This is a genomic window from Rhodococcus sp. F64268, assembly GCF_023015605.1.
Taxonomy (GTDB): domain Bacteria; phylum Actinomycetota; class Actinomycetes; order Mycobacteriales; family Mycobacteriaceae; genus Rhodococcus.
In genome coordinates this window covers 209,612-230,992 of sequence record NZ_JALKAI010000004.1, presented here as the reverse complement: position 1 = coordinate 230,992, position 21,381 = coordinate 209,612, and the positions used below count along the sequence as shown (strand labels likewise).

Below are 21,381 nucleotides of genomic sequence, written 5' to 3'. Positions count from 1 at the left end.
TTGGACGCAGCAGCCGACCGATCGGTTCCACCGAATTTCAGGCGAAGCGGATGACCGTCCCCATCACGGTGTTGCGCACGCCGGTGAGCCGAGTCGCCGTTGCTACCCGAGCGACCATCCGAGATGCACGTACCAGCAGTTGGGTGCGACGGCGTCGGGCCCGGCCGTAGAGACCGAGAGCGTCGATGACCGGATGTTCGGTCAACAAGGACCCGAGTGTCGCGCCATCGACCATCGCTTCGCAGGCGCCTCTGCCGAGATTGGGGGTCATCGCGTGTGCGGCGTCGCCGATCAGTGCGGTGTTGCCGCGTACGTACGACGGCAGAGCCGGTGACTCGTACAGATCGTGGTGCAGGACAGTTGCGGGGTCGATTCGGTCGAGGACGTCGCGCACTGCGGGATGCCAGTTCCCGAAGCGTGCACGGAGTTCGTCGACCGTGCCCGCTCCACCCGCAGGCGCGCGCACGGCCGCGAACCAGTTGGTGAGGTCGCCGTCGCGCGGGGTGATCCCGAACAGTGCGCCCGGCCCCCACGTCTCGCTCATCGCCGTGGTGGCTCCAGGTACCCAACCGCGCCAGGCCGCGTAGCCGGAGTGGGTGGGGCGGTACGACGGTCCGAAGAGTTGTTCACGTACTGCACTGCCGAGGCCGTCGGCGCCCACCACCACGTCGTATCCCCTGAGGTCGGCGAGTGGAGGGGCGGTGGAACCGAACTTGACGGTGCCGGTGGGGAGGGCCCCGAGGAGGAGGCCGAGCAGGGCGGGACGAGACAGCAGGATCGCCGGCGTACGGATGTCGCTGAAGCGTCCGAGGACCTTTCCGTCCCATCTCATGAGCGCGCCGGATTCTTGCAGCACGCCGAGGCGCTGTGCCTGCCCGCCCACGCCTGCGAGTTCGAGTGCCCGGGCGGCTTCGGGCCACAGTCCAAGTGCGGTTCCGGTGCCGGGTGGCGACGCTGCGCGTTCGAAGACGTCCACGTGCCAGCCGCGGGCGATGAGGGTGTTTGCAGCGGTAAGTCCGCCGATGCCTCCACCGAGTACGGCGGCCTTTCCTGCGAATGTCGTGGTCATGCACGCAACGTACTACGCCTGTAGTGAGTTGTCACTACGGGTGTAGTGATCGTCGTAGGATCGGGATGTGACCGACAAACGCACCGCTGTGCTCGACGCCGCGATCGAACTGCTCGGATCCGAAGGACTGCGGGCACTCACGCATCGGCGGGTCGACTCGATCGCCGACGTGCCGGCCGGGTCGACATCGAACTACTTCCGCACGCGTCAGGCGTTGGTCGAAGGAGTCCTCGATCGCCTCCTCGAACGCGACCGGGCCGACGTGGCGGCGCTCGCGGGCGCCGCATCGACAGCCCCGCGCGACGAACGTGAGCTCGAGGATCTGCTGTGCGGATACGTGCTGTTCTCGACCGACAGCGACACGGTGCGGACCCGGGCGCGCTTCGCGATGTTCGTCGAGGCCATGGCCGTGCCGGACCTGCGCACCGCGGTGGAGATCAGACGCAGCGAGCTGAGGGCGTGGGGCGCGTCGATGCTGGCAGATCTCGGAGTGGACGGCCCGGGTGAATCCGACGCCGGTGCGCGGCTTCTCGTCGACTATCTCGACGGGGTGATCTTGCATCGGCTGACGTCCGGAAGCGACCCGGACCCGAGGGAGGGGATTCGCCGCATCCTCGAAGCTGTGCTGCGTCCGCAGCGTGCGCGGTGACGCCCCCGCTACGGGCCGGTTACCGGCATATTTCCGCTGCTCACGTGCAAAGTAGGGCAGCCTTGCTTGCGTAACCCCCCGTGGCCTGGCATATCGTTTGTTGCGAGGCGGTGGGCCCACGACGTCCCACCGATCGTCAGGTTCGATCCCGCGCTGCCGAAAAAGGCACCCGCACCGTCGCGGATGGGCGGATACTGACGAGGACAAAGGTATCGGCACACCCGGGTCGATACCCATCTACAGCAGTAGATGGCCATCAGTGTTGCTGGTCGTCAGTTGCCATCACCGCAACGAAGGCTAGGTATGACTCACCTTCCCGGGCCTCGAGGGCTCTATCACCCGGCAAACGAGCACGACTCCTGTGGCGTCGCGTTTGTCGTGGACATGCATGGTCGACGCAGCCGCGACATCGTCGAGAAGGCGATCACCGCGCTGGTCAATCTCGAACACCGCGGCGCTGCGGGCGCAGAACAGAACACCGGCGACGGCGCAGGCATTCTCATCCAGGTCCCCGACGCATACTTCCGCGCGGTCGTGGACTTCGATCTGCCTCCCGCCGGCGCCTACGCCACCGGCATGGCATTCCTGCCCAAGGGTGCCGATGCCGCCGGTCAGGCGCAGGAAGCGGTGAACCGGATCGTCGAGGAAGAGGGCCTCGAGGTCCTCGGCTGGCGCGAGGTGCCGATCGACACCTCCGATCTCGGCTCGATGGCCAAGGACGCCATGCCGACATTCCGCCAGATCTTCATCGCCTCGGGCGCACGAGCCCTCACGGGCCTCGACCTCGAGCGACGCGCGTACGTGGTGCGCAAGCGCACCGAACACGAACTCGGCAGCAGTGGAGCCGGCCAGGACGGCCCCGGCAGCGAGACCGTGTACTTCCCGAGCCTGTCGTCGTCGACGTTCGTCTACAAGGGCATGCTTACGACGCCGCAGCTCAAGGGCTTCTTCCTCGATCTGCAGGACGACCGTGTCGAGTCGGCGCTCGGCCTCGTGCACTCACGCTTCTCCACCAACACGTTCCCGTCGTGGCCGCTCGCGCACCCGTTCCGCCGGGTCGCGCACAACGGCGAGATCAACACGGTCATCGGTAACTCGAACTGGATGCGTGCTCGCGAGGCACTCATCGACACCGACGTTTTCGGTGGGCGCGGCAAGCTCGAGAAGATCTTCCCCGTCGTCACCCCGGACGCATCCGATACCGCACGTTTCGACGAGGTGCTCGAGCTGCTGCACCTCGGTGGCCGCAGCCTTCCCCACGCCGTGCTCATGATGATCCCCGAGGCGTGGGAGCGGAACGAGGCGATGGATCCTGCCCGCCGCGCGTTCTACGAGTACCACTCGGCGCTCATGGAGCCGTGGGACGGGCCTGCATCGGTGTGCTTCACCGATGGCACGGTCATCGGTGCGGTCCTCGACCGCAACGGCCTGCGTCCGTCGCGCGCATGGGTCACCGACGACGGCCTGGTCGTCATGGCCTCCGAGGTCGGTGTGCTCGACATCCCCGCAGAGAAGATCATCAGCAAACGCCGCCTCCAGCCGGGGCGCATGTTCCTCGTCGACACCGCAAAGGGGCGGATCGTCGAAGACGAGGAGATCAAGTCGGAGCTCGCCGCCGAGCATCCGTACGAGGAGTGGATCGCCAAGGGCGTGTCACGCCTCGAGGACCTGCCGCCGTCTCGGTACACCTACATGTCGCACGAGCGTGTCGTGCTGCGCCAGCAGGTGTTCGGATACACCCGCGAAGAAGTGGACCTGTTGATCAAGCCGATGGCAGCGACCGGCGGTGAGGCACTCGGTTCGATGGGCACCGACACCCCCATCGCGGTGCTCTCGTCGCGTCCGCGGACGCTGTTCGACTTCTTCTCGCAGCTCTTCGCCCAGGTCACCAACCCGCCGCTGGACGCCATCCGCGAGGAGATCGTCACGAGCCTGGGTGGCATGCTCGGCCCCGAGGGCGATGTGTTGCGGCCCACCGCGGAGTCGTGCAGGCAGATCCTGTTGTCGGCGCCGGTCATCGACAACGACGACCTGCAGAAGCTCATCCACGTCAACGACAAGAAGCAGTACCCGGGATTCAACAGCGTCATCGTGCGTGGTCTGTACCCGGTCGCGGAGGGTGCGCGCGGTCTCCACACCGCGCTGGAGAGCATCCGCGAGCAGGTGTCGCAGGCGATCGACAAGGGTGCTCGCCTGATCGTGTTGTCCGACCGCGAGTCCGACGAGAAGCTTGCGCCGATCCCGTCGCTGCTGCTGACCTCCGCGGTGCACCATCACCTCGTGCGCGAGAAGACCCGCACCAAAGTCGGGCTGCTCGTCGAGGCAGGCGACGCCCGCGAGGTCCACCACATCGCCGCCCTGTGTGGTTTCGGTGCGGCCGTGGTGAATCCCTACATGGCGTTCGAGAGCATCGACGAACTGCTCCAGAACGGCGATCTGCCCGAAGGCATGACCCTCGACAAGGCGATCGCCAACTACATCAAGGCGGCGTCGAAGGGTGTGCTCAAGGTGATGTCCAAGATGGGCATCTCCACGCTCGCGTCCTACACCGGCGCGCAACTGTTCCAGGTCATCGGCCTGTCGCAGGAGCTCGTCGACGAGTACTTCACCGGACTGCAGAGCCAGCTCGGCGGCGTCGGCCTGGAAGAGATCGCGGCGGATGTCGCTGCGCGGCACCGGATGGCGTTCCTCGATCGCCCGTCCGAGCATGCGCACCGCGAGCTCGAGGTGGGTGGCGAATACCAGTGGCGTCGTGAGGGCGAATACCACCTGTTCAACCCCGACACGGTGTTCAAGCTCCAGCACGCCACTCGCACCGGCCAGTACAAGATCTTCAAGGAGTACACCAAGCTGGTCGACGACCAGTCGGAGCGGCTCGCGTCGCTGCGGGGGCTCTTCGAGTTCAAGACCGGGCTGCGACCGGCGGTTCCGATCGAGGAGGTCGAGCCGGCGTCCGAGATCGTCAAGCGGTTCTCCACCGGCGCGATGAGCTACGGCTCGATCTCGGCGGAGGCCCACGAGACCCTCGCGATCGCCATGAACCGCCTCGGCGGACGCTCCAATTCCGGTGAGGGCGGCGAGCATCCGTCGCGTTTCACCCCCGACGCGAACGGTGACTTCCGCCGCTCGGCGATCAAGCAGGTGGCGTCCGGCCGCTTCGGTGTGTCGTCGCACTACCTGTCGAACTGCACCGACATCCAGATCAAGATGGCGCAGGGTGCCAAGCCCGGTGAAGGCGGCCAGCTGCCGCCCCACAAGGTGTACCCGTGGGTGGCCGAGGTGCGTGGGTCGACGCCGGGCGTCGGCCTCATCTCGCCGCCGCCGCACCACGACATCTACTCGATCGAGGATCTCGCGCAGTTGATCCACGATCTGAAGAATGCGAACCCGCAGGCTCGTATCCACGTCAAGCTCGTCTCCGAGCTCGGTGTGGGCACGGTCGCGGCAGGCGTGTCGAAGGCGCACGCCGACGTCGTACTCATCTCGGGCCACGACGGTGGCACCGGTGCATCGCCGCTGACGTCGCTCAAGCACGCGGGTGCCCCGTGGGAGATCGGTCTCGCCGAGACTCAGCAGACCCTGATGCTCAACGGTCTGCGCGACCGCATCGTCGTGCAGGTCGACGGTCAGATGAAGACCGGTCGCGACGTCATGATCGCGGCGCTGCTCGGTGGCGAGGAGTTCGGTTTCGCGACCGCACCGCTCGTCGTGTCGGGCTGCATCATGATGCGCGTGTGCCATCTCGACACGTGCCCGGTGGGTGTGGCGACGCAGAACCCGGTGCTGCGCAAGCGGTTCACGGGTAAGCCGGAGTTCGTCGAGAACTTCATGCTGTACATCGCCGAGGAGGTGCGCGAATACCTTGCCGAGCTCGGCTTCCGCAGCCTCGACGAGGCCATCGGCCAGGTCGACTTCCTCGACACCGTGAAGGCCGTCGACCACTATCGTGCGTCGAAGCTCGATCTGTCGCCACTGCTCGAGAAGGTGACTTCGCCGATCTTCACCGATCAGGACATGCACTGCACCAAGGAGCAGTACCACGCACTCGACAAGGCTCTCGACAACGAGCTGATCGTCAAGGCACAGGCCGCTCTGGAGTCGGGCACCCCGGTGTCGATCGACACCACCGTCACCAACGTCAACCGCACGGTGGGCACGATGCTCGGTCACGAGCTCACGAAGCGTTACGGCGCGGAAGGACTGCCGGACAACACGATCGACATCACCCTGACCGGCTCGGCGGGTAACAGCTTCGGCGCGTACGTCCCCAAGGGCATCACGCTGAAACTGCTCGGCGACGCCAACGACTTCGTCGGCAAGGGCCTGTCGGGTGGCCGCATCGTGGTGCGCCCGCCGGAGAAGGTGTCGCCCGGATTCGTCGCCGAGGACAACATCATCGCCGGCAACGTGATCCTGTTCGGCGCGACCGGTGGTGAAGCACTCATCCGCGGTGTCGCCGGTGAACGCTTCGCCGTGCGTAACTCCGGAGCCACCGCTGTCGTCGAGGGCGTCGGCGACCACGGTTGCGAGTACATGACGGGCGGCAAGGTCGTCATCCTCGGCAGGACAGGACGCAACTTCGGCGCAGGTATGTCGGGGGGTGTCGCGTTCGTCTACAACCCGGACAAGGAATTCGAAGACAACCTGAACACCGAGCTGGTAGATCTCGAAGACCTCGAAGGCGAGGACTTCGTCTGGCTCAAGGGTGCCGTCGAGCGACATCGTGACGAGACGGGCTCCGAGGTTGCAGCCCGTATCCTGGCCGACTGGTCACAGCAGGTCGGCCACTTCGCGAAGGTGATGCCTCGCGATTACAAGAAGGTTCTCATGGCTATCAAGGACGCCACCATTCGTGGTGCGAACGTTGACGAAGCGATCATGGAGGCGGCTCGTGGCTGATCCGAACGGCTTCCTGAAGCACGGTTCTCGCGAAACACCGGTCCGTCGTCCGGTTCCCCTTCGGCTGCTCGACTGGAAGGAGGTCTACGAGCCGTTCCCGCTCGAGTCCCTCCAGATCCAGGCGAGCCGCTGCATGGACTGCGGAATCCCTTTCTGTCACAACGGTTGTCCCCTCGGAAATCTGATCCCCGAGTGGAACGACCTCGCCTACAAGGGCAAGTGGGACGACGGCATCGAGCGACTCCACGCGACGAACAACTTCCCGGAGTTCACGGGCAGGTTGTGCCCCGCCCCGTGCGAGGCATCGTGCGTGCTGGGCATCAACCAGGACCCGGTCACCATCAAGCAGGTCGAGGTGGAACTCGTCGAGAAGGCATTCGACGAAGGCAAGGTCACCCCGATCCCGCCGTCGAAGCTCACCGGACGCAAGGTCGCGGTCGTGGGGTCGGGTCCGGCCGGACTTGCTGCAGCGCAGCAGCTCACCCGCGCAGGCCACAGCGTCACGGTGTTCGAGCGTGCCGACCGCATCGGTGGTCTGCTCCGCTACGGCATCCCCGAGTTCAAGATGGAGAAGCGGTTCATCGACCGTCGTCTCGCGCAGATGGAGGCCGAAGGCACCGTCTTCCGCACCGGCGTGAATGTGGGCGTGGACATCACCGCCGAGCAGCTGCGTGAGCAGTTCGACGCGGTCGTCCTCGCAGGCGGCGCCACGGTCGCACGTGACCTGCCCATCCCGGGGCGTGAACTCGACGGCATCCACCAGGCGATGGAGTTCCTGCCCATCGCGAACCGGGTCCAGCTCGGCGACCTGCCTGCACCCACCATCACGGCGACGGGCAAGAAGGTCGTCATCATCGGTGGCGGCGACACCGGCGCCGACTGCCTGGGTACCTCACACCGGCAGGGTGCGGAGAGCGTTCACCAGTTCGAGATCATGCCGCGCCCGCCCGAGGAGCGCGCCGACTCGACCCCGTGGCCGACCTACCCGCTCATGTACCGGGTGTCGTCCGCGCACGAGGAAGGCGGCGAGCGGGTCTTCTCGGTCAACACCGAACAGTTCGTCGGTGCGGACGGCAAGGTCACCGCGCTGAAGGCACACGAAGTGCAGATGGTGGACGGCAAGTTCGAGAAGGTCGAAGGCAGCGACTTCGAGCTCGAGGCAGACCTCGTGCTGCTCGCGATGGGCTTCACCGGTGCCGAGAAGCCCGGACTGCTCACCGATCTGGGTGTGGACTTCGACCAGCGCGGCAACGTCGCCCGCTCGTCGGCGTGGAACACCAACGTCGACGGTGTGTTCGTCGCCGGCGACATGGGTCGCGGTCAGTCGCTGATCGTGTGGGCCATCGCGGAAGGCCGCTCGTGCGCGGCCGCGGTCGATCAGTATCTCGAGGGAGCAACGGCGCTTCCCGCTCCGATCACCACGCGCACCGTGCCGCAGCGCTGATGTAGAGCAGCGCTGATGTAGAGCAGTGCTGTACTGGGTCGCCCACCGGACACCGGTGGGCGGCCCGGTGTGTTCCGCTGCCGCACGGTGCCGGAGCGGTTATCGTTCTGCGCATGACTGCATCCGGGAGTGTCACGAAGCGGGCGCTGACGGCGGTCGCGGTCGGAGCGGGAGCTACCGCGATAGCCGTATCGGCAACGCAGACGGCGGCGGCCGATCCGTTGAGCGAGTGCGTTCGCAACGCCGGGGGCATCGTCACCGTCGACGGGGCATCGCCGGTAGCACCGGTTTTCGGGTTCGACGGACTCATGCTGCTGGGCCTCGATGGCGGTAGCGGCAATTCCTGCATCACCAATGTCGGACCGGGCACGGTGAATGTGACACACCCGGAAGGACGCGAACCGGGACGCACCCATGTGGCCGACGCCCCGCTCGAGATGCGCGTCGACGGGGGCGTCGGCAACGTCGCGGTCACGAATCTCGGTACCGGCGGCGTGACCGTCGACCGCCACGCTGTTGGGCCGAGGCCGGAGCCGGCCACGAGCGAACCCGAGCTGTTGCCGCAGATGGAACTCGATGCGGGCAGCGACGGCGTGTTCGTCACCAACATCGGGACGGGTTCGGTCGAGGTGATCGATTGGGACCACGCGAGGGGCCCGCTGCCCGCGGAGATTCCGGCCCCGCCGGGCATGGTGGTCACCGATCCGATCACCGGCAACGTCTACGTCACCAACTTCTTCGGACCCGCGGTGACCGTGGTTGATCGTGCCGGAGGACCGGTCTCGAGGGTTGTCGAGAGGCCCGACCCGGTCACTGCTCTCGACCACGGCACCAGCAACGTATTCGTCACCAACATCGGGGGCGGCGCCGTCACCGTCGTGCGCGAATAGGTTCCGCTCCGCGAAAAATACCGACTCGAATCACGCCGAGTTCACCGATGTGTCATATTCGTGATGGAAACTTGGGCGCGGCGTGATGTGACGAAACAGGGGCGGGGGATCTTCCATGGGGTTCGGTAGGGCATCGGCAATGCTCGCGGCAGCAGCCGCAGTCGCAGGTGCGATCGTGGCAGCGCCTGCAGCACAAGCTGATCCGGGCGGCTGCCCGACATTGAACGTGATCGCTGTCCCCGGGACGTGGGAGACGTCGAGCACCCCCGACCCCGAACGTGGTAACGGCATGCTGGCCCAGGTCACGGCCGGGCTTCCCGCCGGAGCCCGGGTCGACTATGTGCAGTACCCGGCCACTGCCTTCCCGTGGGAGGGCGACATGTACGGCATCTCCCGGAATCTGGCAGTCGACAACGCCAGGAACCTGATCGCCGGTACCGCAGCGCACTGCCCCGGTACCGATTTCGCGCTCGTCGGGTACAGCCAGGGCGCCGACGCCGCGGGCGATCTCGCCGCCGAGATCGGCACCGGACTCGGTGTGATCCCGCCGCACCGTCTGACCGCGGTCGGCCTGATCTCCGATCCGCGTCGCTCCGAAACCGATTCGCTCGTCGGAGCGCCCGTGCCCGGCAACGGCGCAGGCGGATCCCGTGTCGGTGGATTCGGGCTGGTGAGCCCCAACGTCCGCACTATCTGCGCCGTCGGAGACCTGTACTGCTCGACCCCTCGCGAGGATTACGTGACGCGCCTCGCCGGGTTCATGGCGATCACCGCGGGAACCGGCCCCGAGGAATTCGAGCACTACCGCGACGAGGCCACCATTCTCTACAACGACATCATGGCCGCGGGCGGGGTACCGATGCTGCAACTGCAGATCAGCCCCGAAGCGAACGCCGAACGTGAGACACAGATCCGCGAGTTCTACGGGTCCCAGATCCACCAGGACTACTCGAACTACGTGGTCGACGACCGCGGTACGACGGCAACGATCTGGCTCAACCACTGGCTTGCGTCGAAGGTATGAGGCGTGCGGGGCGCGTAATCAGTCGAGGTCGAAACGCGAGCCCACTCTCACTACCCGTGGAGCCAAGCGGCTCAGCCACTTCCTGGCCTTCGCACCCGGAGCGACGGTGACGATGGGACGGTTATGGCGCACCGCGGAGACGATCGCATCGGCCACGCGTTCGGGTTCGACGTGCAGTCTGCGGTAGATCGACTGCGCACGCTCGCGGCGAGCGGCGCGTTTCTCCCCGCTGGGAGCAACGTATTCGGTGTTCCGGGTGAGATTCGTGTTCACCAGGTCCGGGCACACCACGGTCACACCGATTCCGTGTTCGATCAGCTCGGCGCGTAGGCATTCCGAAAGCATGAAGACTGCGGCCTTGCTCGTCGAGTAGGCGGTCAGGTTCCGCTGCGTCATGAACGCTGCTGCCGACGACACGTTCACGATGTGTCCCCCGGTACCCCGTTCGACCATCTGTGTGGTGAACGAGCGGCACCCGTACACCGCGCCCCAGAAGTTGGTGTTCATGACATCTTCGAAGACCGACTGCGGGGTGTCGACGAAGGCGCCGATGACTCCGAAACCCGCGTTGTTGACGAGCACGTCCGGAATTCCGTGCCGTGACCGGACAGTCTTCGCGAACTCACGGACCTGCGCCTCGTCTGCGACATCGAGCTCGTAGGCATGTGCGCCGCCGCCGAAGACGGCGGTCGAACCACCTGCGGAGTCGGGATTGTCGATCAGATGCACTGTTTCGAGCGCACCGTCGAGATCTTTGTCCGCCACCACAACGATCGCGCCCGCGGCCGAGAAGGCGCGAGCGGAAGCGCGACCGATTCCGCTCGCACCGCCGGTGACCACGACCAGCGTGCCCGTCAGGTCGTGGAGGCGGGCGCGGATAGCGGTTCCGGCTCGCCATCGTCGGATCTGCGCGTACCGAGAGGGCATGTCTTCCATCCAACACGACGAAACGGCATGTGTCCGGCTCACCGTGCCCACACCACAGTGCCCACACCACCGTGCCCACACCACAGTGCTCACACGACGGTGATCGAGCGGGTGTGCCATCCGCTGGCGCCATCGGGGATCGGCTCGACGCGCAGTTCGGTCTGGACCTCGCCGCCTCGATCGGTCGCCCGTACCTGAAGAGTGTGCGTGCCGGGCACGGCCTGCCACCTCCAATGCCATTGACGCCAGGTGTCGACGGAGTATTCCTCGGCTAGGGTCGCGTCGTCCCACGGGCCTCCGTCTACCCGCACTTCGACCCGGGCGATACCGCGGTGCTGGGCCCATGCCGTACCCGCGACCAGGACCTCACCTGCGGTGACACGTGCGAACGGCGCCGGAACATCGATCCGGGACGCTGTCTTGATCGGTGCCTGCTCGGCCCAACCGCGACGCGTCCAATACGCCTGTGCCCGGTCGAACCGTGTCACCTCCCAGTCCACGACCCACTTTGTGGCCGAGACGAATCCGTACAGTCCGGGGACCACCTGCCGGACCGGGTAGCCGTGCTCGAACGGTAGCGGCTCACCGTTCATCGTCACCGCGAGCAGTGCGTCCCGGCCGTCACGCACGAGTGCTGTCGGCGTGCCCACGGTGAATCCGTCGGCACTGGTCGACAACAACATGTCGGCGTCAGGCGAGATGCCCACCTCGTCGAGTAGGTCCTTGATCGGGTAGCCGATCCACGTGGCGGTGCCTGCGAGAGACCCGCCGACCTCGTTGGACACGCAGGTCAGAGTGATAGTCCGTTCGACGGGTGTGCGAGCCGTGAGATCGTCCCAGCTCAAGGTGATCTCCCGGTCGACCATGCCGTGTATCCGCAGTGCCCAGTCGTCGGTGGTGAGCATCGGCACCTGTAGAGCGGTATCGATGCGGTAGAAGGTGTTGTTGCCGGTGATGAACGGTGTCGCGCCGGGGACTGCGATCTCGGAGCCGGGTGCGACCGCCGGCGCACGATCGGCCGTCTTCACGAGTGGTGCAACGAAGGCCATGCGGTTGCGGACTGCACCGGCGATCGAGCCCGCGAGGTGACGGCCTGCCATACCGGCGGACACTGCGACGGCAGCAGCGGCGCCTGCCAGCACGAGAAATCGTCGGCGGGGAATCCCTGAGTCTGCGTGTGTTGCATGGTCGATCCCGAGTGCGCACCGAGTGAGAATGGTCAAGGTTGCGAGGCCTGCGGCAACACCCACGATCGTCGGAACGGCGTCGACGACGGTCGCACCGGGCCGGGTCGTGGCTGCATACACCCCGACGAGGCCGAGGCCCACGAGAACGAGACTGCCGTAGGGGCGCCCGGGCCGCTCGACGACCCCGGCGAGCGCGGCGAACACCGCGATCAGGATGCTCATCCCGATGAACAGCGCCGCCTTGTCGTTGGTGCCGAAGGTGGTGATCGCGATTTCACGCGCCCACGAAGGACTTCGGTCGACGGTCGTGGATCCGACTGCGAAGAACGGGGACGCGGACGATCCGAACGGCACCGCTACGAGTTCGCCCACTCCCAGGGTGACCGCGGCGGCCAGTATGCCGGCGAGCGCCCGCGCTGCGAGCACGGGCCGCGCATGCGGTCTGCGGTTCCCCGTATCCGGGTCGCCCGCGTGCGTGCTCTCCTCGTTCGTCGTCATGCACCCGTCCTTCCGTCATGTCGGGGAGGACTTCGGTACCGAACATGAAGCGGATGGGTGAGCCGGTGTGGCAGTGGACGACGCGGCTTCCGATATCAGCCGAGATACACGAAGTGCGACGGACCTCCACCCGGCTCCGCGGAACCGGTGACCGCGGGGAAGTTGAACGGGAGTGCGGTGAGCTTGTGCGGATTTCCGTTCTGGTCGGCCTGCCAGCACTCGAGGAGCACGCCGTGGAATTGCGTACATTCGATTCGCGTCGACTCACCGAACGGTGAGGTGAGACGGTTTTTCGCGACCAGCGGATTCCAGAATTCGCCGTCGCTCGGAACGAGGAAGTCGGGCTGTACGACGACGGTCACCGCGCCGTTGTCGGACGGCCACTCGTCGGCAGCTGCGGTGCCTGCGGTGCCGAGCACCGCAGCGCCGGCCAGAGCAACTATGGACACTGTTCGGCTGAAGGTGCGCATGGTCCCTCAGCGTAGGAGCTGCGCTCGGCCGGTGTACCGGTTTCACACGCGCAATGTGTCGCGCACATGCCCGGTCTCGTTGATCGACGCAACCCGCCGCCGACCCGCACGGGAGACGAGAAGGCGCGTGACCGATGCGTATTCGATCGGGAATGCCAGCGGCAGCTCGAGTCCGAGGAGGTCTTGCAGCACGATGTTGATCACACCGCCGTGCGCGACGACCACCGCGGTCTCCTCATGCGCACACGAGGAAACGACCTGCTCGACCGACTGGAGCACCCGAGTGCGGAAAAGTTCCGCATCGACGAAATCGGGAAGGTGGCCAGCGAGGATGCGCTGATAGGCGTCGGATCCGAGTTCTTTCGCGGTTTCGAACGGAATGTAGTGATCGAGCTCGTAGTCGTACTCCGCGAGGCCCGCGATCTGCTCGACCGGCAGCGTCAGCCGGTCGGCGAGCGGCTGGGCTGTTTGGAGGGCTCGCAGCTGCGGGCTCGAGAACAACCGCGCGATCCGGTAGGGCGCGAGTGCTTCCACCAGCCGTCCGGCCTGGACCAGACCCTGTTCGGTCAGGGACGGATCAGCGCGCCCCAGGTTCACGCGGGCGTATTCCGGTTGGGCATGGCGGATCAGAAGAAGTTGCACGGAAACACCATGTCACGCGACTGGGCCTGGGCATGCTCGACCCCGGTTTCACGTGAAACTCGCCCGCTCAGTGGGGGCTACGAGCGTCATTGACCGGCCGGTATGCGCTCCTGCGGGGCCTCATCCCACTGGGGCAACCTTCTTGGCCGTTCGATGAGGGCGGTGGGAGTGGCGTCGTGTACCTCAGCGAGCAGCGTCGCCGGAAAGTAGACGGATGATGTCACCCCTGGATTTGTCTGGGAATCGAAGGTCGGGCGAAGACGGACCGAAAGTCCGTTACGCGCGGCCAGCCGCCCCACCACGAACAGGCCCATCTGGCGAGGCGCATTGACATCGACCCCGTCGCCGTCGGTGAGACGGGAATTGATCTTGTCGAGCGCATCGCGTGGGATACCGATCCCGACGTCGGCGATATCGAGGAGGAGCCCGCCCCCCACGGCCGGCGAGAACTCGACCCGGACCGAGCTGTTCGGGGGCGACGCGCGCAGCGCATTGTCGACGAGCTCGGCGATCAGGTGCACGACGTCGTCGACGGCTGATCCGAGCAGATATCCGTGCGGAGTGCTCCCGATCCGGACACGCTGATAGCTCTCCACCTGGGACACTGCGCCATGCAACACGTCCGACAGCGGTGTCGGTGAGGTGCGGGTGATCGGCCGAGTGCCCGCCAGCACGAGCAGAGATTCGCCCGTGCGACGCATTCTCGTGGCAAGGTGATCGAGCGAGAACAGACTCTGGAGCCGTGCCGGGTCCTTCTCCTGGTATTCGAGGGAGTCGATGAGCGAGAGCTGCTGTTCCACCAGAGTCTTGTTGCGTCGCGCCAGCGTTTCGAACATGACGTTCACCTGCTTACGGAGGTGGGCTTGCTCGCCGGCCAGTCTGAGTGCCTCGGTGTTCATCGAGTCCACAGCTCTCGCGAGTTCACCGATCTCCTCGTCGGTGTCGATGCCGATCGGGGCAAGGCGGACGCTCTCGACTTCGGCCCCGTCCTTGACGGCTGCGATGGCTGCCGGCAGTTCGGTATTCGCCGCCGCGAGCGTGCTGTCGCGGAGGCGGCGCATAGGAACCGAGAGGGACCGGGCAACGAGTAGGGCGATGACGAGGGCAAGCACGAGGATTGCGCCCACTACGACCGCGTCACGGATCGCGGCGGTGCGCGCGTCGGATGCGAGCCGATCGAGCGTGACGGTGATCTCCCGGGTGGCGCTTTCGATGGCGGCGCTGTAGGGCTCGGAGGCCGCGATCATCGCGTAACCCAGTTGCTCACCGAATTCGGGAGTGGGCTCCAGGGTTCGGACGAGGGCACGCCGGCCCTCGATGTCGGCGAGCATGCCGTCGATCTGCCCGGTGTCGAGGCGGGAACCGAGAAGCAGACGGAGCGTCGCTTCCTCGTTGTTCATTGCGCTCTGGGCGACCACCTGTGCGGCCTCAGGGTTGGTGCCCAGAAAGCGGAACGATTCCATCTGCGCGAGCAGGTTGCTCTGGGCATCCCAGACGTTGAGCAAGTTGGTGGCATCCACCAGCGCCTTGTTGTCCTCGAGGAGGTCGAACACGACGCGGATGATGTTCCGGCAGCGCGTCAGGAAGTCGGTGGTGGTGCGGCGCAGTTCGTCGGGGGCGATCTGCGCATTGACCGCGGCGAGGTAAAGCGCCTCACCATCCGCCAGCACCAAGTCGATATCCTGCGCGATATTCGGATCGAGATCGCTTCTTGCCGAAATTCGTTCGGCGAAAGCCATCGACCGTTCGATATCGTCCGTCGACATGTACTCGGCGGGCAACCCGAGCGACGCCGTCGTCGCCACACTGAGTACGGCACGCGAGAAATCGAGCATCGCGGGGGCCACCGCGATCTGGTCGGCGAGCGCCGCGACGCGTTGAGCATCCTCGAGTTGGGAGGACACACGGAACCCCCCGAGTACGCTGGCGGCGAGCAATGGGACTGCGAGGACGACACCGAGCTTGTATCCCAACCGCCAGTTGCGCGGCTGAGCCCCCCGGATGCTGCGCTGGCTCATGGTTCGAGTTGTTCCCTCCGCGAAAGAATTCCGACGAAGCAAATACTTCTGCTCTTCACCCCAGCGCATCGTTCTACATGAGATATGTGATCTTGTACACCCTCCGTGCACCACTTACAGTTGGCCGCCTGTGGTGCAGGTGCAGGTCACAGGACGAACGTCGCGGCTTTTGGCGGGAACGCTCCCGTTTCACGTGAAACACAGGGTACTTCAGCGACCACCCTGCATGTACGGTGCCGCGTCGTCTTCTCGGGAGAGTCGACGCGGGCGTTCGGTGACCGCAGTGGTACTCGGTGCCTGGATTTCGGCGAGCAAGGACGAGGGGAAGTAGACCGATGCGGTCACACCGGCATTGGTGTCCGAGTCGAACGTGGGACGGAGCCGGACGTTCATGCCGTTGCGCGCGGCGAGACGGCCCACTACGAACAGGCCCATCTGACGGGGCGCATTGACGTCGGCCTCGTCGCCATCGGAGAGACGGCTGTTGATCTGATCGAGTGCAGCGGGAGGGATACCGATTCCCACATCGGCGATCTCGAGGAGAAGTCCGCCGCCCTCTGCAGAGGCGAACTCGAGGCGGACCGGGCTGTTGGGAGGTGATGCCCGCAGCGAGTTGTCGACGAGCTCCGCGATCAGGTGCACGACGTCGTCGACGGCGCTTCCGAGGAGGTATCCGTGCGGGGTGCGTCCGATGTGGACCCGCTGGTAGTTCTCGACCTGGGAAACCGCGCCCCGCAACACATCGGTGAGCGGCGCCGGGGATGTGCGGGTGCGAGGCCGGGTGCCCGCGAGCACGAGTAACGACTCGCCGGTGCGACGCATGCGCGCTGCAAGATGGTCGAGGGAGAACAGGCTTTGCAGGCGGGCGGGGTCCTTCTCCTGGTATTCGAGCGAATCGATGAGCGAGAGCTGCTGTTCGACAAGAGTCTTGTTTCGTCGTGCGAGGGTTTCGAACATGACGTTCACCTGCTGTCGCAGGTGTGCCTGCTCGCCTGCGAGCCGGAGAGCTTCGTTCTTCATCGAATCCACTGCTCGCGACACCTGGCCGATCTCTTCGGTGGTCTCGATGCCGATCGGTGCGAGGCGGACGCTCTCGACGTCGGCGCCGTCCTTCACTGCGGCGATTGCGTTGGGGAGTTCGGTTTCGGCAGCGGCCAGGGTTTCCTTGCGGAGCCGGCGGAGTGGGAGGCCCAGAGATCGCGCGACGAGCAAGGCGAGACCGAGGGCGATCACGAGCATCGTGCCGATCAGGATCGAGTCGCGGATGGCATCGGATCGGGCGTTGGAGGTGAGACGGTCGAGTGTCGTCGTGATCTGATCGCTGGCATGGACGATGCTGTCGGCGTACGGCGCAGAAGCCGCCACCATCGAACCGCGTAGTTGCTCACCGAATTGGCGGGTGGGTGTGTAGTTCTGGATCAGCGCACGGCGTGCTGCGATGTCGTCGAGCATTTCTTCGATCTGGCCGGTATCGAGCCGCGAGTCGAGGAGCAGCCGTAGAGTCGACTCCTCGTTGTCGATGGCCTTCAGTGCAGCGGCCTGTGCCGCTTCGGGATCGGTTGCAAGCATGCTGAGCGTTTCCATCTCGCTGAGCAGATTGAGCTGTGCGTCCCACACAGTGATCAGGTTGGAGGCGTCGACGAGTGCGTCGTTGTCTTCGAGAAGGTCGAAGATGTCCCGGAAGATGTTCTTGCATCTGACCAGGAAATCGGTGGTGCGTCGCTCGCGTTCGTCCGCCGACATGCCCGAGCTCATCACGCCGTCGTGAAGAATTGCACCGTCGGTGAGGAGTGCGTCGAGTTCTTTGTGGATGGCTGGGCCGAGTCCGCTCTCGTCTGCCGTGTCGACCACCTGTCGCATCGTTGTGGTGACGTCTTCCGAGCTGGCCAGCGTCGGTGGGATTCCGAGGCTGGTCACGGTCACCATGCTCACGAGTGCAGTCGAGTATTCGAGCAGTGCCGGTGCGACGGCAATCTGGTCGGAGAGGGCGTCGTACCGGCTCGACTCCTCGAGCTGAGTGCTGATGCGGAGACCGCCGAGCAGCATCGCTGCGAGGAGGGGCACGGCGACGACGACACCGAGTTTGTATCTCAGCCGCCAGTTGCCGAGCTGGAAGATACTGCTGCGGCGGAGTTTCACGCTCGGTTTTCCTTCCACACAGGGCTATTTCGGCGCGTGAGAAAGTGCGCTGGAATACGTTCTACCCCTCGATGGTGGTCTTATACAAATCTCCACCCAAAGTTAGAGTAAAATCCCGAAGCGTGATCTGCCTGCTGTGAAGGGTCTCAACCGTCCAGTGCAGGGAAAACGTGTATTCGACGTCAGCTTTGCGAATGCCGCGGCTTTACGAACGGGAATGCGAGTGATTCGCGGATACTCCCACCGAGGATCAACATCACGATCCGGTCGACGCCCATACCGAGACCACCCGTCGGCGGCATCGCGTACTCGAGTGCGTGCAGGAAATCGTCGTCGAGCTCCATCGCTTCCTCGTCGCCGCCCGCGGCGAGAAGCGACTGCTCGGTGAGCCGCGCCCGCTGATCGATCGGATCGGTCAGTTCGCTGTAGGCGGTGCCGAGTTCGACACCCCATGCGACCAGGTCCCACTTCGCCGCGACACCACGTTTGCGGGGGTGCGGTCTGGTCAGCGGTGAGACGGATGTGGGGAAGTCGGTGTAGAACGTGGGAAATTCGGTGCGGGATTCAACGAGGTGCTCGTAGAGTTCTTGCGCCGTGGCACCCGCATCCCAGGCCGGGTCGTAAGCGATCGAGCGCTCGTCGCACATCCGGCGCAGGACCTCGACCGGAGTTTCGGCGTCGACGAACGTGCCCAGGGCCTCGGACAACGCGTCGTGGAAGGTCTTGATCGGCCACTCACCCGAAATGTCGATCTCCACCGGCGTGCCGTGGTCGTCGCGGCGAACGATCATCTCGCGTCCGTGCGCGGCGACCGCCGCCCGCTGGATCAGGGTGCGGGCGAGTGTGAGCATTTTTTCGTAGTCGCTGTGCGCCTCGTACGCCTCGAGGATCGTGAATTCCGGATTATGCTTGAAATCTGTACCTTCGTTGCGGAATACGCGTCCGATCTCGAACACTTTCTCCATTCCGGCCACGCACAGGCGTTTGAGATACAACTCGGGTGCGATCCGCAGATACAGGTCGGTGTCGTAGGCGTTGATGTGCGTGGTGAACGGCGCGGCATTGGCCCCGCCGTGTACGGACTGCAGGATCGGTGTCTCGACCTCGAGATACCCGACGTCCTGAAGTTGGTCGCGCAGGGACCGCACCACGGCACTGCGGGCAGCCAGTAGCCGCTGTGCGTTGCGGTCGATCGCCAGATCCACGTACCGCTGGCGAACTTTCGCCTCCGGATCGACAAGACCGCGCCACTTGTCGGGCAGCGGATGCAGACACTTACCGTTGATTCGCCACGAGTCGGCCAGCAGGGAGACCTCCCCGGTGCGACTGCGACCCATCTCGCCGGAGACTTCAACGAGATCGCCGAGGTCGAACAGGAATTGGCGGCCACCGACACGTTCGCGATCGACAAGGATCTGCACATCACCGGACCAGTCACGCACGACGGCGAACAGGACTCCACCGAAATCGCGGATCCGTAATATCCGGCCGGCTACCTGGACCGGCCCCCCGCGGATCGTCTCGCGGGCTTCGGCAACGGTATGGGTCGGTGCGTCGGCGACCGGATACGGGTCGACGCCGTACTCGACGATCCTCTCCAACGTATTCATCCGTACGCGGTCCTGCTCAGGGCCTCGGCGATTACCGTCGGAGTGTGCCGATCGCGGTGGGGCAGAGTCGGCCTCCGAGGCACTTCCGTCGTCGGGCACCGCATCGGGATCGACCGGCAGCATCGAATGGGTACCGGTGTGCTTCAAAAGTTTCCGGCGACCGAAACTGGGCACCGTGAGAAAGCCCTCGGCAACCGACGAAGCCAGTGCGATACGCGGAATCTCGCGGTTGTCGCGAAAACAGAGGAAACGCGGCACCCATTCGGGGTGGTACTTGACATTGGATCGGTAGAGAGCTTCGAGTTGCCACCACCGGGAGAAGAACAGCAGGATCGATCGCCACAACCGCATGATCGGCCCCGCCCCGATGCGAGAGCCCTCTTCGAACGCGGAGCGGAAGACCGCGAAGTTCAGTGAAATCCGGTCGATTCCGAAAAGCGATGCGTGGGTGGCGAGCTCGGTGACCATGAACTCGACGACACCGTTCGGTGCCGCCGGGTCACGACGCATCAGATCGAGCGACACGCTGTTTTCACCCCAGGGCGCGAGTGACAGCATCGCGACCGGTGTGCCGTCGACGATCGCCTCGACGAGAAGACAGTTCGCGTCGAGTGGATCGCCCAGCCGGCCGAGTGCCATCGAGAATCCGCGTTCGGTGTCGGTGTCGCGCCAGGCGTCGGCGAGCCGGATCACGTTGGCCATCTCGACGGTGCCGACATCGTAGTGTCGCCGAATCCGTACGGACACACCGTGCTTGCGCGCCCGGTTGACGGCCTGCCGCACCGGTTTCATGTCGGGGCCGGTGAGGGAGAATCCTTGCGTGTGCAATACGGCCTCGTCGCCGAGTTGCAGGACCGACAGTCCGGCACGGTGATACGCCCGGGCGCCGTCCTCGCTCGCGCCCATCACAGCAGGTGTCCATCCGTACGCGCGGGCAACACCCAGCCATTCGGCTATCGCGTGCGGCCACGCCTCGGGGTCGCCCACCGGATCGCCCGACGCAAGGCACACACCGATCTCGACGCGATAGGTGACGGCAGCCTTACCACTCGGTGCGAACACCACCGCCTTGTCGCGCCGCGTCGCGAAGTAGCCGAGCGAGTCGTCCCCATGCTGATCGAGCAGTCGCCGGATTGCGGATTCGTCTGTCCCGGTGAGCGCATTCGACGAGCGTTGGGATCGGAACAGGACGAACAGTGCGGCGAGCAACGCGAGTGCGCCGAGGAACCCGAGGGTGGTGCTGACGAGCCAGTGCGTGCGCCCGCTGAACTGGTCGTTGTCGATGAAGGTCAGGGCGGTGACGCGATTGACTGCCCACCACAAGCGGTCCTCGGGAGGCAGAGTTCCGGGAAATAGTTCGACGAGCCCCCAGCCGATCAATGTCGCGGTGACGAGTCCTCCCACGAGGACCACCAGCGACCACGGAATCGACCCCGGCCGCACGCGCGTGTTGAACTCGCCGAACGAGAGCAGCAGCACGCCCACGAGCAGCAGGTGCACGATCAGCGCCGCGAGGTGATTCGGATCGCGGTCCACGATCGCGAGCATCAGATTCGTGAGCGCGAAACCGCCGAGGTAGATCGTGAGAATCCACCAGGCGATGCGCTTGCGCCCCGCGATCGCGGCGGCGAGCACCGCGACGACGAGCGCGAACGACAGACTCGTATCGGGGGCGTCGAAGTAGTACTCGTCGACGTACTCGCGCGGCGTGTGAAGCCAGACGCGCAATGTGGGCGACAGCGACCACAACGCGACCACGCCCGCATACACGGCGAGCGCCACTCCGAAGAAGTGTGGAACCGCCGTCATGCGGGCGTGGAAGCGTGTGGGCGCTGTGGGAGACGGAACCGTCACCGGGGACGGTGGATCCGGCCTCGCGGTGAGATCCGCAGACATGTCCCGACCGTATCGTTGT

Annotated in this window: 13 protein-coding genes; 5 read left to right on the top strand and 8 right to left on the bottom strand. The window is 65.3% G+C overall.

Translation table 11 applies throughout. The features are described 5' to 3' along the window. Positions 1-37: 37 nt before the first annotated feature. Complete coding sequence (locus MWU77_RS11415; RefSeq protein WP_247273727.1) at positions 38-1,069, bottom strand: FAD-dependent monooxygenase; 1,032 nt, start codon at positions 1,067-1,069, stop codon at positions 38-40. Between the two features lie 67 nt (positions 1,070-1,136). Between MWU77_RS11415 and MWU77_RS11410 the strand changes: the two genes are divergently transcribed. The 5 genes from MWU77_RS11410 to MWU77_RS11390 all read left to right on the top strand — a co-directional run bounded on the left by MWU77_RS11410 (position 1,137) and on the right by MWU77_RS11390 (position 9,975). Next, positions 1,137-1,718 (top strand): TetR/AcrR family transcriptional regulator, encoded by a 582-nt coding sequence (locus tag MWU77_RS11410; protein ID WP_169689152.1) that lies wholly within the window; start codon positions 1,137-1,139, stop codon positions 1,716-1,718. A 303-nt stretch (positions 1,719-2,021) separates the two neighbouring features. Further along, the gene (gene gltB / locus MWU77_RS11405) at positions 2,022-6,617 is read left to right on the top strand and encodes a glutamate synthase large subunit (RefSeq protein ID WP_247273726.1); all 4,596 of its coding nucleotides are present in this window, start codon (positions 2,022-2,024) and stop codon (positions 6,615-6,617) included. Next, positions 6,610-8,061 (top strand): glutamate synthase subunit beta, encoded by a 1,452-nt coding sequence (locus tag MWU77_RS11400; protein WP_247273725.1) that lies wholly within the window; start codon positions 6,610-6,612, stop codon positions 8,059-8,061. The genes gltB and MWU77_RS11400 overlap by 8 nt, the downstream gene beginning before the upstream one ends. 113 nt (positions 8,062-8,174) lie before the next feature. Continuing rightward, a complete protein-coding gene (locus tag MWU77_RS11395) occupies positions 8,175-8,951 on the top strand; it encodes a YncE family protein (protein WP_247273724.1) in 777 nt (258 codons plus the stop codon). A 115-nt stretch (positions 8,952-9,066) separates the two neighbouring features. Continuing rightward, positions 9,067-9,975 (top strand): cutinase family protein, encoded by a 909-nt coding sequence (locus MWU77_RS11390; RefSeq protein WP_247273723.1) that lies wholly within the window; start codon positions 9,067-9,069, stop codon positions 9,973-9,975. An 18-nt stretch (positions 9,976-9,993) separates the two neighbouring features. On the opposite strand, the gene MWU77_RS11385 is transcribed toward MWU77_RS11390, so the two are convergent. The 7 genes from MWU77_RS11385 to lysX form a co-directional block, all read right to left on the bottom strand. Beyond that, a complete protein-coding gene (locus tag MWU77_RS11385; protein WP_247273722.1) occupies positions 9,994-10,902 on the bottom strand; it encodes an SDR family NAD(P)-dependent oxidoreductase in 909 nt (302 codons plus the stop codon). Between the two features lie 89 nt (positions 10,903-10,991). Further along, positions 10,992-12,587, bottom strand: a complete 1,596-nt coding sequence (locus tag MWU77_RS11380; protein WP_247273721.1) for a molybdopterin-dependent oxidoreductase — start codon at positions 12,585-12,587, stop codon at positions 10,992-10,994. A gap of 95 nt (positions 12,588-12,682) precedes the next feature. Beyond that, entirely contained in the window at positions 12,683-13,057 is a 375-nt protein-coding gene (locus MWU77_RS11375) for a hypothetical protein (protein ID WP_054714056.1), read from the bottom strand. A gap of 42 nt (positions 13,058-13,099) precedes the next feature. Beyond that, positions 13,100-13,699, bottom strand: a complete 600-nt coding sequence (locus MWU77_RS11370; protein ID WP_169689158.1) for a histidine phosphatase family protein — start codon at positions 13,697-13,699, stop codon at positions 13,100-13,102. An 86-nt stretch (positions 13,700-13,785) separates the two neighbouring features. Next, on the bottom strand, positions 13,786-15,717 hold the full coding sequence (locus tag MWU77_RS11365; RefSeq protein WP_247273720.1) for an ATP-binding protein: 1,932 nt from the start codon (positions 15,715-15,717) through the stop codon (positions 13,786-13,788). Positions 15,718-15,927: 210 nt separating this feature from the next. After that, the gene (locus MWU77_RS11360; protein ID WP_247273719.1) at positions 15,928-17,856 is read right to left on the bottom strand and encodes an ATP-binding protein; all 1,929 of its coding nucleotides are present in this window, start codon (positions 17,854-17,856) and stop codon (positions 15,928-15,930) included. A 182-nt stretch (positions 17,857-18,038) separates the two neighbouring features. Beyond that, entirely contained in the window at positions 18,039-21,362 is a 3,324-nt protein-coding gene (gene lysX / locus MWU77_RS11355; protein WP_374229854.1) for a bifunctional lysylphosphatidylglycerol synthetase/lysine--tRNA ligase LysX, read from the bottom strand. Positions 21,363-21,381: the final 19 nt, after the last annotated feature.